Genomic DNA, 12,014 nt, shown 5'->3' with positions numbered 1-12,014 from the left:
CCCGGATTGACCCCGTGATAGAGACCGCTCGCAACAAGCGCGAGCCACAACCAGCCAACCGCCGGGCCCGCATTCGCCCCATCTAGGCCGACGGGTAGCAAAAGGAGTCGGTCGAACAGTCGCCGCCCTCGAGCCTGATCTGGTGCGCCCGATATCCGTCGGGGAAGCTCACGAAATAGTCCTTGTCGAGCTCGAGGCTGCCGTTGCGACCGACATTCGCCATGACTTCCACGCCCGGAACCCCATCGGGATAGAACTGGTCATCCCAGGTCGAATAGAGCGAATTGGTCCAGTAGACGCGCCTGCCGTCGCGGCTGATCTCGACCATCTGCGGACCGCCCGCAAATGCCTTGCCGTTCGGATGGGGCGTGCGGCGCGCGATGCCGCCAATGTGAACGGAGCCCGCAAGCTTCGGCTTTCGCGGGTCGCTCACGTCGTACTGGCGCATTTCGCCCGTGCCCCAGCACGAGACATAGAGAAACCGGTCATCCATCGACAGATCGATGTCGGTCACCAGCGGCGGCACGGCGCCAAACCCCTGCAGCAGCGGCGGGAGCTGCTCCTTTGGCGCGGATTCGGGAGGGATCGTCGCTGTCTTCTCCGCATGGAATTTCCCGCCCTCGCGCCACCAGGTCCAGATCGATGCTTCGAGGTTGGTGGTGTCGATCACAACGCCAACGAAGCCGTATTCGCGAACGGGATCGTGCGCGGGCCGCACCTCCAGCGCCATCTGATGATTGGCGCCGAGGTCGATGGTTTGCACGTTGCGCCGAGCGCGGAGGTCCCAGAAGTGGAGACGATGGCCGTATTTATTCGACAGCAGATCCTCCGGGACGATCCCGTTCTCGAACTGCGGCGGCAACGCCCATTCGCTCGTCACCATGTAGTCGCGCGGCAGGTTCCACCAGAAATCATAGTGCAGCGTCTGCGGACCGCGGTCGATCTCCCATCGTCCGAGGACCTCGAACGTCTCGCAATCCATGATGAAGACGCCTGGAGGGCCATTGGTGCCATCCTTGCCTCCGCCGCCCAGCGTGCTCACATAGATGCCGTCCGGCCCGCAATGAATGGTGTGCGGCCGCGAGTAGCCGGTCTTCTTGAAGACTTCCTCAGGTTCGATGATCTTGTGGATCTTGGCCTTGGTCGGATCGGGCTTGGTATCGATGATGTAGATCCGCGACGAGCGCAGCCCGGGGATGATGAGATAACGCCGCTCGATGAAGGCGTGTCCGGTTAGCGGCGACAAGGCCGAGGAGCAGGCATTCCAGCCGAAGTGATGAAACTCATCGCCCTTTTTGGACATCGTCACGGTGTGGACGATTTGGCTGTAGCTCGGCGATCCCGGCTTGACGTCGATAACCGCGAGAGCATCCGGCTTTGAGAAATCCGGACTGAGCAGCAACGTGTAGGCAAAATTCTCCGCAGGTGCTTCCATCGCAAGCTTGGGCGATGCGTGAAAGGTGGGATCCGGCCTCATCGTCATGGCACTGCCTCCCTGTTCTGTCGGTTCGCGCCAACCTGGCTCGGGATAGCGGCATAATGAAGAACAGTTCCGCGATGTCTTGCGTCCTGCGGGCTTGGTCGGCGAGCGTACAATATGCCATTGCCGTGCTGCGGGGAACGGCCGGCGCCGCGCTAATTCGACGCCTTCAGGCGAAATGGGCGGCCCTCGTCATTGCGAGCTGAGCGAAGCAATCCAGACTCTCTGCAAAACCAGCCCGGATTGCTTCGTCGCAAGGGCTCCTCGCAATGACGGCGGAGAGAGCTACTTCCCCCACCGCAGCGCCAGCGCGTCGCGCTCCTTGGCCAGTTCCAGCAGCCCGGCCCGCGTCGCAGGATGCAGCGGCTGCAGCGGATGGCGGACTGCATCCGATTTGATCACGCCGCCGGCCTGCATCATCGCCTTGCAGGCAATCAGGCCGCATTGGCGGTTCTCGTAATTGATCAGTGGCAGCCAGCGCTCATAGGCGGCCTTCGCCTTCTCGCGATCACCGGCGAAGTAGGGATCGATGATCTGGCGGATGCCGTCGGGATAGCCGCCGCCGGTCATCGCGCCGGTGGCGCCGGCATCGAGATCGGCCATCAGCGTGATGGCCTCTTCGCCGTCCCAGGGGCCTTCGATGGCGCTGCCCCCGGCCTCGATCAGGCTGCGCAGCTTTGCTGCAGCGAACGGCACCTCGATCTTGAAGTAGCGGATGTTGGCGAAGTCGCGCGCCAGCCGCGCCAGCAGATCGACCGACAGCGGCGTACCCGCAACGGGCGCGTCCTGGATCATGACCGGAATGCTGATCGCGCCCGATAGCACCTTGAAGAATTCGACGATGCCTTTTTCAGGCACCCGGAACGTTGCGCCGTGATAGGGCGGCATCACCATCACCATGGCGGCACCGGCAGCCTCGGCCTGTTTGCTGCGCGCAGCGCACACCGCCGAGCTGAAATGGGTGGTGGTGACGATCACCGGCACGCGGCCGGCGACTTGCTCCAGCACCGCATGCATGACGGTCTCGCGCTCGGCATCGGTGAGCACGAACTGCTCGGAGAAATTGGCAAGGATGCAGATGCCGTGCGAGCCGGCATCAATCATGAAATCGATGCAGCGGCGCTGGCCCTCGAGGTCGAGCTCGCCGCGCTCGTCGAAGATGGTGGGTGCGACCGGAAACACGCCGCGGTAGGGGCGCTGGGCCTTGTGAGAGGTGACCGGCATCGAAGATATCTCCCTGTAGTCCTGCCGCGAGTTTTGAAGCGCCAGCGAGGCACGTTAGAGCATGGTACCGCTACCATCTACAGGGCGGACGCGCGCGCGGCAATGCCGATCCGCGCGCCGTTGAACAAGGAGTGAAACTTAGGCGGTCTTCACCGCGCCGAGGAAGCCCTCGACCGCGACCCGGAGGCGATCGGCGTCGGCCGACATCTTCGTCACGGACTGGAACAGCACCGTGCCGGCATTGCCGGTTTCCTGGTTGAGCCTGGCGACGCTGCCGATGGTGTCGGTGACCTCGCGGGTGCCCTGGGCGGCCTGCTGGAAGTTGCGCGAGATCTCTGTGGTGGCCGCGCGCTGCTGTTCGACGGCAGCGGCGATCGCGGTCATCTTCTCGTCGATGCCGCTGATGGCGCCGCCGATCGAGCGAATCGCGGCAACGGCCTGGCCGGTCGCGCCCTGGATCTCCTCGACCTGGCGCGAAATCTCTTCGGTCGCCGTCGCCGTCTGCGAGGCAAGGCTCTTGACCTCGCCCGCGACCACGGCAAAGCCGCGGCCGGCCTCGCCGGCGCGGGCAGCCTCGATGGTGGCATTCAGCGCGAGCAGATTGGTCTGGCCGGCGATGGCATGGATCATCTTCACGACTTCGCTGATGCGGCTTGCGGTCTGGTCGAGGATCTCGACCGTCGCGTTGGTCTGTTCGGCCTGCGCCACAGCCTCACGGGCCTCGCGCGCGCTCGACTGCACCTGCGCGGAGATCTCGCCGACTGAAGCCGAAAGCTCCTCGGTGGCGGCCGCGATGGTCTCGAGATTATTGGTGGCCTGCTCTGCCGCGGACGAAACTGCCGCGGTCTGGCTGCTCGACTCCGACACCAACGAGCGCACACCGGTCGCGGTGGCATCGAGCTCCTTCGCCGACGCGGCGACGCTCTGGATCACGGCCTGCACCGTATCGTCAAAGCTGCGACAGGCGGCATCCACGGTGCCCGAGCGGGCGAGTTGCAGCGCCTGCTGCGATTCGCGCTCCTGGCCGAGACGTTCCGCGGTGCCCGCGCTCTCGCGCAGGCTTTCGAGCGCAGCTGCCATGGTGCCGAACTCGTCGGGATACCGGGAGTGCGGCACCGGCGTCGCATAGTCACGGGCGCTGATGCGAGCGATCGCGTCGAGGATGGCACGCACCGGGCGCATAAGACGATTCCGCACGACATAGACGCCCGCCAAGGTCACGGCGAGCGCCAACAGGAATGCCAGCGACTGGACCAGGAGATTGACCAGCGCTTTCGCCTGAACCGTCTCGGCACGCGCGATCGACTGGTCCAGCGCCTTGTTCGCAACCGCGACGATCAGCGGGAACGGCGACTGGCACAGCGTGTTCCAATCCGAAGCAGCCATTGCCGGCTTGCCGCTGCCGTCAAAATTCTTGGTGATATCGCCGATCTGCTTGAGGACGCCGGTGGTCTTGGTCCGCGCCTCTTGCGCAGCGGCGATCAGCTCTGCGGCCACGTCGGGCGAGGCCAGCAACTCGTCCATGCCGGACCAGCCGGAATTGATGGTGCCGTCCCATTGCGCCAGCGTGCGCTTCTGATTGTCGTCGAGCGGCTTGCTGCTGTTGACGTTCGAGCGCAATGCCGAACAATGGATTCCATAGCGGTCGCGAACCTGCCAGGCGAGACGGCGGACCTGGATCATGCGGGCAATGAAGGGATCGTCCATCCAGGCGCGGTTCGACACCGCGGTGGAGGCGAGATTCGCCGTATCGATGACCTTGGTGACGGCATTGTACCAGGAACTGGTCGGCTCGATCTTGCGCTCGGCACGCGGACGCTTGGCCTCGTCGTAGAACAGCTGGAATTGCGGCGCGGCCTCGCCCCAGCGCTGCTTCAGCGTGCTCGCAAGCTCGTCGCGCCGGGCGAAGTTGACGCTGGCCATCGCGGCGCTGACGCTGTCATAGCCCCCCTGCTCCGCCCTCTCGGCCTCGGCAAGCTTTGGCCGGGCGTCATCGTCGCCGAGCAACGCACTTTGGGCGTCGCCGCGATTGTTGCGCAGGGACAGGACGCCATGAAAGATCGCCTTGTCGGCGGCCGTAAGCCGGGCCGTCTCGAGACTGTCGCTATAGCGCCCGAACGCCCCCATCATCTGGATCGCCGTGCTGGTCAGCGCACCGACGGCCAGCAAGGCCATCAGGACCAGAAGAAGCGTGCTTACCGATTTCTTAAACAGTGCCATGGGTCACAAGGGCCTACATCGAGGAATGGCCACCTTGCACGACGACTTGCCAATGTTCCGTTAAGGTTGTTGTCAAACGCCGGAAATCCCGACTTGCCAAACCGCTAAGCAGGCTCCGGCCATTACGAAACCTTCGTGAAATCCGGCGGACGGCGCTCGGCGAACGCGGTGAACGCCTCGCGCGCCTCGGCGGTGCGCAGGCGTTTTGCGAACTGCTCGCCCTCCGCCATCATCTGCGCGACCAGCGCCTCGCCATTGCGCATCAGCTTCTTGGTTGCGGTGAGGGCGCCAGCCGGCTGGCGGGCCAGGCGCTGGGCGAGCGCAAGCGCCTCGGCATCGAGCTTGTCGAGCGGAACCACGCGGTTGGCCAGGCCCCATTCCAGCGCGGCCTTGGCCGGGACGGTCTCGCCCAGCGCAAACATCTCGTAGGCGCGGGCATAGCCGATGCGTGCCGGCATCAGCAGGCTCGATGCCGCTTCCGGCACGAGCGCGAGGCTGACGAAGGGAGTGGACAGCTGGGTGTTGTCGGCCAGCACGACGAGATCGCAATGCAAGAGCATCGTGGTGCCGACGCCGACGGCGCGGCCCTGGACGGCAGCGACCAGCGGACGGCTGCAACGCGCCAGCGACTGGATGAAGCGGCCGACATTGCGGCTGCCTTCGGACTTGCCGGTGGCGACGGCCGCAAATTCACCGACGTCATTGCCGGCGGTGAACATGTCGCCCTCGCCACGGATCAGCAGCACGCGCGCGGACGGATCGAGCTCGGCAGATTCGATGGTGTCGGCGAGCTTGCCGTACATCGCATCCGTCAGCGCGTTCTTCTTGTCGGGGCGTGCCAGCGTGATCGTGAGAATGCCGTTGTTGTTCTCAACTCGCACATGCTCGGTCATGGGTATCTCCTCTTATTCCTCTGGATCTCTTGTGGTGTCTCTTGGAAACTTGTCCTGAATGCTCGTCAGCCAGCGCGCGACGATGTCGATCTCCACGCTGGTAAAACCGTCCGTCAGCGCCGCATTGACCTGCGCGGCCGAGGTTCTCGCCTGCGCCAGCACAGTGCGGCCCCTCGGCGTCAGCCACACCCGCCAGGCGCGGCCGTCCTCGCGATCAGGTCGCCGCTCGACCAGCCGCGCCGCAGCGCTGCGATCGACCAGGCCGGAAATGCCGGCCGGGCCCATGTCGAGCGCCGCGCCCGCCTCGCCCATCAGCACACCGTCCTGCTTGCCGAGGATGAACAACAGCCCCGCCTGCGCCGGCGTCACCTCGCTCTGCGGCTGCGAGGCCATCCAGCGCTGCAATCGCCGCTGCGCGACGTTCAGCAGATAGATCAGCCGATGATGCCGCGCCTCAGGCGCTTTATTTCGCATGCGAACTAGATATCCGAGACGGACCAGATTGTCAAAAAGGGGACCTAGAACGATTTGGCGCGGCAGCCGTCGAGGAACATCGCCGCACAGGTTTCCACGCGGCGCTCGATCTGCCTGCGTGACGGCAGAGCCGCCCCACCATAGATCGCCGCGCGCTGCGGGGCCGATGCGACCATGCCGATCAGCATGCCGGCGACTTCCTCAGCATCGTCGATGACGATGCGCTTGCGCCTGGCCTGAAGGCGCAGCCAGCCGGCCAGCGCCTTGGCGGTGCGGGCAATGCCGTTCACATAGAAATTTGCGGCGAGCTCGGGAAAGGTGGCGGATTGCTGTAGCACCATGCGCTGCAATGCCACGACCTCAGGATCAAGCGCGAGATCGGCGCAGGCCATCAGCGCGGCGCGCAAGCCGGTTTCGATATCAACGTCATCGCTGGCCTGGAGATCGACCGCAGAGAGCAGCCGCTCGAGCCTGTCGGCGCACATGGCCTCGAACAGCGCAGCCTTGCCCGGAAACAACCGATAGAGCGTCTTGGTGGAGATGCCGGCGCGGCGCGCCAGCTCTTCCGTGCTAGTCGCAGCATAGCCTTCGACGGCGAATGTGTGCCGCGCGGCTTCGAGAACGATGCGCGTTGTCTCTTCGTCGCTTCGCACCGGCGGACGTCCGCGCGGACGGACTTCTGATGACGGTTTTGTCTGAGCCATGTTTTTAAATGATGCCTGTCATTCCATTGACAGTCCTGAAGCTAGTCCTATTTTGGAAACCTTCAAGTTTCCTAATTCAGGAGGCGGCCATGACCGTCCACACGAATCCGTCCCAGACTGACGCCACGGTGGTCCCGCCACCCGGACTGGAGGGCGTCCTGCCCGCCCCCTCGCAGCCGGCGCGCCGCCAAAAGCTAAATCTTCGCAAGCTGTTGTTAGTGGGAGTCGCAGCTGCGGCGCTGGCCGGCGCCAGCTGGTATGGCTACGGCTACTGGACCGTCGGCCGGTTCCTGGTCTCCACCGATGACGCCTATGTGAAGGCCGACAACACCACCATCGCGCCGAAGGTCAGCGGCTATCTCGACCGTGTTCTGGTCGGCGATAACGAGCATGTGAAGGCCGGCCAGGTGCTGGCCCGGATCGACGACCGCGACTTCCGCGTCGCGCTCGACCAGGCCGAGGCCGACGTCGCCGCAGCGAATGCGACGATCACCAGCAAGCAGGCGCAGCTCGACGTTCAGGATGCGGTGATCGCCGCGGCCAGGGCGACCATCGATGTCGACACCGCCGCAAAGACTTTTGCGCAGCAGGAGAACAAGCGCTACACCGACCTCGCCGCGACCGGTTATGGCAGCGTGCAGAATGCGCAGCAGGCGCAATCGCGCAACGCCAGTGCCGAGGCCGCGATCCAGCGCGACACCGCCAATCTCGCTTCGGCCCTCAAACAGGTCGAGCTTCTCAAGGCCGAGATCGTGCAAGCCAGCGCCGCGGCCGCCCGCGCCGCTGCGCTTCAGCATCAAGCCGAGCTCAATCTCGGCTACACCACGATCGTCGCGCCGATCGACGGCGTCATCGGCAACCGCACCTTGCGCGTCGGCCAATTCGTGCAGGCCGGCACGCAGCTGATGTCGATCGTGCCCGCCGAGGGCGCCTATATCGTCGCCAACTTCAAGGAGACCCAGCTCACCCACGTCCGCGCCGGACAAGAGGTCGAGATCGAGGTCGATACGTTCCCGGGCCAGGTTGTGCACGGTCACGTCGATTCCATCGCGCCGGCCAGCGGACAGGAGTTCGCCCTGCTGCCGCCCGACAACGCCACGGGCAATTTCACCAAGATCGTGCAGCGCATCCCAGTGAAGATCGCGCTGGATGCCGAAACGCAGCCCGCGATCGAGCTGCGGCCCGGAATGTCCGTGATCCCGACGATCGCAACCCGTTCAGCGCCGACTGCGCGAGCGGCAACGACGCCCGGATCGAAAGCAAGTCTTGTTTCCGGAGGGTCGTCCCATGTCAAACAGCCTCACAATCTCAGCACCAGCAAGACCGGCCGCGACGCTTAATCGCGTCGCAGCCGATCCAAACAAGGCAAGCGCCACGGTCTGGATCGCCGTCTTCGCGGCGATGATCGGCGCCTTCATGGCGATCCTGAACATCCAGATCACCAACGCATCGCTGCTCAACATCGAGGGCGGCATCGGCACCGGCGTCGACAACGGGTCCTGGATCTCGACGTCGTACCTGATCGGCGAGATCATCGTGATTCCGCTGACCGACTATCTGTCGCGGGTGTTCTCGTTCCGCAACATCATCCTGAGCTTTGCCTCGCTGTTTGCGGCGTTCTCGGTTGCCTGTGCGTTCACGCACGATCTGCCGTCGATGATCGCGATGCGCGGCTTCCAGGGCTTCTTCGGCGGCGTGCTGATCCCGATGGCCTTCACGCTGGTCTTCACCAAGCTGCCGAAGGGCCAGCAGCCGATTGGGCTGGCGATGTTCTCGCTGGCCGTGACGTTCGCGCCCGCGATCGGCCCGACCATCGGCGGCTATCTCACCGAGAATTACGGCTGGCAGACCATCTTCTTCGTCAATGTGCTGCCCACTGCGGTCATGGTGACCATTCTGTTCCTCGCCCTGGAGCGCGCGCCCTTGAATCTCGCCTTGCTGCGCGAAGGCGACTGGTTCGGCATTGCCACCATGGCTATCGGCCTCGCCGCGCTCCAGGCCGTGCTCGAGGAGGGCAACAAGAACGATTGGTTCGGCTCGCCGTTCATCGTGCGGCTTGCAGTCATCGCCGCGGTCAGCCTGTCGCTGTTCATCTATAATGAGCTCGTGGTCGAGAGGCCGCTGCTCCGCCTGCGCCTGCTGACGCAGTGGAACTTTGGCGTCGGCACCGTCGCCGCGGTGTTCCTCGGCTTCGCGCTGTTCGGCTCGGTCTATCTGCTGCCGGCCTATCTCGGCCAGGTGCAGGGCTACAATGCCGAGCAGATCGGCAACGTGCTGGCCTGGACCGGCCTTCCGCAGCTGCTGCTGATCCCGCTGGTGCCGAAACTGATGCAGCGGTTCGACGCCCGCTATATCGCGACGGCCGGCCTCTTGCTGTTCGCCTTGAGCTCATTCCTGAACATCGAGATGTCGCTCGATTATTCCGGCGATCAGTTCTTCATCCCCAACGTCGTGCGCGCCGTCGGCCAAGCGCTGACGCTGGCGCCGCTTTCGGCGCTTAGCCTCGGCAGCGTCGCGCCGCAGGACGCGCCTGCGGCCTCCGGTATCTCCAACATGATGCGCAACCTCGGCGGCGCCATCGGCACCGCGGTGCTGGCGACCATCGTCACCAAGCGCGAGCAATTCCACTCCAACATCATCGGCCACTCCGTCACGCTCGGCCGCGAGGAAGTGCGCACCCGCATCGCGCAGATGACGGACTACTTCATCGCCCACGGCGTGCCCGACCCGAACGCCGCGCGCGAGCAAGCCATCATCGCGCTCGGCAAGACCGTGAAGCGCCAGGCGCTGGTGATGGGCTTTTCCGACACCTTTGCCGTGATCGGCGTGGTGCTGGTACTGGCCGCGATCGCGGTGCTGCTGACGCGCCGGGTGAAGGCGGCCGGCGGCGGGGGTGGTGCGCACTAATTTTGGTCGCTCCCAATTGTCGCGGTCGTCACGCTTGACGGCCGCCGCTTTTTGTGTTCCTTATTTGTTCTATTCTAGTTATAGTTGTGGCGGAGTTTCTTTTCATGACGAATGACGCGCGCGGCGAGCGTGAACCGGCTCAACTCGTAATTTTCAATGACGACGACACGCCGGATGAATTCGTCATCGGTCTGTTCCGCCAGGTCTTCGGCAAAACGGACCGCGAAGCGGCCGCGCTGATGGCTCTGATCGAACGCGACGAGAAAGTCGCCTGCGGTCCCTATCCGCAATCCGTCGCGGAGGCGCTGTTCAGATCCGCCAAACAATATGTCTGGCTCGGCCAGCATCCCCTGAAGATCACGCTTGAGGAGATCAAGCCCCCTTGCGAACTCTGCGGCAAGCCGAAGGGACAGACGGACGTTCGGGTCGGCAGCCGTACGGTCTGGCTGTGCAGCGACTGCATTCGAGCAGCAGACACCGTGTGCACACCCGCAGAGCCGGAGAAGGAATTCGAATGCGCCTGCGATGTGCTGGACTGGCACTTTACCCGTGTCCCCCGCAGCAAGCTCGTGACCACAATCCGCCAGTTTCCCGGCCATATGAGAGTGGATGTCCAGGCCGCGGTCGACCGGCTGTTCAGCAAAGCTGCCGGGTTATTCGGGTTGAACGAGGAGCAGCGGTACGAAACGCTCTCGATTTCGCGGCTCCTCAAGAGCGGCCGCTATGCGGTCGCAATTGCCCCGCTGCAATATTCCGACGTCGACGTCGGCGAGAAGAGCCCGGTCAAGTGTCTCGATAACGGACTATGGCTGTGCGGGCACGATGACCTCCGCTATGCTGTCTTGCTCTGTGCGCACCGCGAATACAGCCGCGAGCCGGGAATCCGGATCGAGATCCTGGTGCCGGCGGGCACCGCGGGAGCGGCCCTTGTGCAGCAATGCTTCAGCGAACTGGAAGAGGCCGTGCAGGCCGCGCGGACCTATCGCGGCAAGATCCTGTCGCTCGATGCCGATTCCGACTATCGCGGGCGCTCGCGCGGCATCACTGTGCACCGACTGCCCCCTGTCGCGCGCAACGAGGTGATCCTGCCGGACCAGACCTTGCGACTACTCGATCGCAATGTGCTGACTTTCGTCGGCACTCGCGATCACTTGCGCCGGCTCGGCCAGTCGACGCGCAAGGGCATCCTGCTGTACGGTCCGCCGGGTACCGGCAAGACCCACACGATCCGCTACCTCGCAACGCATCTGCCCGGGCATACGACGCTGATCATCACGGCCGAGCAGATCGGTCTGCTCGGCGCCTATATGAGCCTTGCACGGCTGCTCCAGCCGTCGATGGTCGTGATCGAAGATGTCGATCTGATCGCCCGCGACCGTGATGACATGGGGCCGTGCGAGGAATCCATGCTGAACAAGCTGCTCAACGAAATGGACGGGCTGAAGGAGGATGCAGACATCCTGTTCGTCCTGACCACCAACCGGCCTGAGGACCTCGAAGGCGCCCTCGCGGGCCGTCCCGGTCGCATCGACCAGGCGATCGAAGTGCCGCTTCCGGACGAAACCGGCCGCGCCAAGCTGGTCCGCCTCTATGGCAAGGGGCTGCCGCTCGACGATGTCGTCATCGCGGAGGCAGCCCGCCGTAGCGAGGGCACGAGTTGCGCGTTCATCAAGGAGCTGATGCGACGGCTGGCACAAGCGAGTCTCGCCCGGGATGGAGGCAACTCCGTCATCTCCGCCGATATCGACGAAGCACTCGATGACATGCTCTTCTCCGGCGGTCGGCTTAATGCGCGGCTGTTGGGAGGCGCACAGGTCATGGCGGCATACCCGCCACCATGACGATCCGCTGGAGTTCGCGCGCTACGGCGCGCAGGTGAAGCGCGCAGCCGCGGTCACGAGCCATGCGCACGGCTTCGCCCTCGCTGGCGTCATTGTTTCCGCCGTGAGATCTTGCATTCTGGTTAGATCCGACAGAGGCCGCATTTGATGCGGCCTCCTGCCGACCGTCAACAGAGCACTAAAGCGGGATGAGGTTAGGTTGAATCGATTTGGGATTCCCAAATCAGCTTCTTTCTGATTCACCATGCTGGCTGGAAGGAGGCCAGCATGG

9 protein-coding genes are annotated in these 12,014 nt (G+C 64.2%); 3 read left to right on the top strand and 6 right to left on the bottom strand.

All coding sequences use genetic code 11. The features are described from left to right. Nucleotides 1-82: 82 nt before the first annotated feature. From XH88_RS26435 to XH88_RS26410, 6 genes are all read right to left on the bottom strand, one after another. Nucleotides 83-1,483, bottom strand: coding sequence for a selenium-binding protein SBP56-related protein (locus tag XH88_RS26435; RefSeq protein ID WP_271671175.1), 1,401 nt, complete (start codon nt 1,481-1,483; stop codon nt 83-85). Between the two features lie 282 nt (nt 1,484-1,765). Beyond that, nucleotides 1,766-2,704 (bottom strand): dihydrodipicolinate synthase family protein, encoded by a 939-nt coding sequence (locus XH88_RS26430; protein ID WP_271671174.1) that lies wholly within the window; start codon nt 2,702-2,704, stop codon nt 1,766-1,768. A gap of 138 nt (nt 2,705-2,842) precedes the next feature. After that, complete coding sequence (locus tag XH88_RS26425; RefSeq protein ID WP_271671173.1) at nt 2,843-4,924, bottom strand: methyl-accepting chemotaxis protein; 2,082 nt, start codon at nt 4,922-4,924, stop codon at nt 2,843-2,845. A 122-nt stretch (nt 4,925-5,046) separates the two neighbouring features. Next, nucleotides 5,047-5,817: an enoyl-CoA hydratase gene (locus XH88_RS26420; RefSeq protein ID WP_271671172.1), complete on the bottom strand. Its 771-nt coding sequence runs from the start codon at nt 5,815-5,817 to the stop codon at nt 5,047-5,049. Nucleotides 5,818-5,829: 12 nt separating this feature from the next. Further along, nucleotides 5,830-6,291 (bottom strand): MarR family winged helix-turn-helix transcriptional regulator, encoded by a 462-nt coding sequence (locus XH88_RS26415; protein WP_271671171.1) that lies wholly within the window; start codon nt 6,289-6,291, stop codon nt 5,830-5,832. Between the two features lie 44 nt (nt 6,292-6,335). Further along, nucleotides 6,336-6,944, bottom strand: a complete 609-nt coding sequence (locus XH88_RS26410) for a TetR/AcrR family transcriptional regulator (protein ID WP_333909268.1) — start codon at nt 6,942-6,944, stop codon at nt 6,336-6,338. A gap of 140 nt (nt 6,945-7,084) precedes the next feature. Between XH88_RS26410 and XH88_RS26405 the strand changes: the two genes are divergently transcribed. The 3 genes from XH88_RS26405 to XH88_RS26395 all read left to right on the top strand — a co-directional run bounded on the left by XH88_RS26405 (nt 7,085) and on the right by XH88_RS26395 (nt 11,743). After that, nucleotides 7,085-8,335, top strand: a complete 1,251-nt coding sequence (locus XH88_RS26405) for an HlyD family secretion protein (protein WP_271671169.1) — start codon at nt 7,085-7,087, stop codon at nt 8,333-8,335. Next, nucleotides 8,283-9,902 (top strand): MDR family MFS transporter, encoded by a 1,620-nt coding sequence (locus tag XH88_RS26400; RefSeq protein WP_271671168.1) that lies wholly within the window; start codon nt 8,283-8,285, stop codon nt 9,900-9,902. Before XH88_RS26405 ends, XH88_RS26400 begins: the two co-directional genes overlap by 53 nt. A 104-nt stretch (nt 9,903-10,006) precedes the next feature. After that, complete coding sequence (locus XH88_RS26395; RefSeq protein ID WP_271671167.1) at nt 10,007-11,743, top strand: ATP-dependent Clp protease adaptor ClpS; 1,737 nt, start codon at nt 10,007-10,009, stop codon at nt 11,741-11,743. Nucleotides 11,744-12,014 lie beyond the last annotated feature (271 nt).

It is taken from the genome of Bradyrhizobium sp. CCBAU 51627, from assembly GCF_028128765.1.
In the GTDB taxonomy this organism is placed as follows: Bacteria; Pseudomonadota; Alphaproteobacteria; order Rhizobiales; family Xanthobacteraceae; genus Bradyrhizobium.
Note: the sequence above shows the minus strand (reverse complement) of the source record. Positions and strands in the feature narration are given on the sequence as shown.

Bases quoted from the DNA above. Each gene is read 5' to 3' on its own strand.
- XH88_RS26435 (WP_271671175.1), bottom strand. From the start codon at position 1,483: ATGACGATGAGGCCGGATCCCACCTTTCACGCATCGCCCAAGCTTGCG.
- XH88_RS26430 (WP_271671174.1), bottom strand. From the start codon at position 2,704: ATGCCGGTCACCTCTCACAAGGCCCAGCGCCCCTACCGCGGCGTGTTT.
- XH88_RS26425 (WP_271671173.1), bottom strand. From the start codon at position 4,924: ATGGCACTGTTTAAGAAATCGGTAAGCACGCTTCTTCTGGTCCTGATG.
- XH88_RS26420 (WP_271671172.1), bottom strand. From the start codon at position 5,817: ATGACCGAGCATGTGCGAGTTGAGAACAACAACGGCATTCTCACGATC.
- XH88_RS26415 (WP_271671171.1), bottom strand. From the start codon at position 6,291: ATGCGAAATAAAGCGCCTGAGGCGCGGCATCATCGGCTGATCTATCTG.
- XH88_RS26405 (WP_271671169.1), top strand. From the start codon at position 7,085: ATGACCGTCCACACGAATCCGTCCCAGACTGACGCCACGGTGGTCCCG.
- XH88_RS26400 (WP_271671168.1), top strand. From the start codon at position 8,283: ATGTCAAACAGCCTCACAATCTCAGCACCAGCAAGACCGGCCGCGACG.
- XH88_RS26395 (WP_271671167.1), top strand. From the start codon at position 10,007: ATGACGAATGACGCGCGCGGCGAGCGTGAACCGGCTCAACTCGTAATT.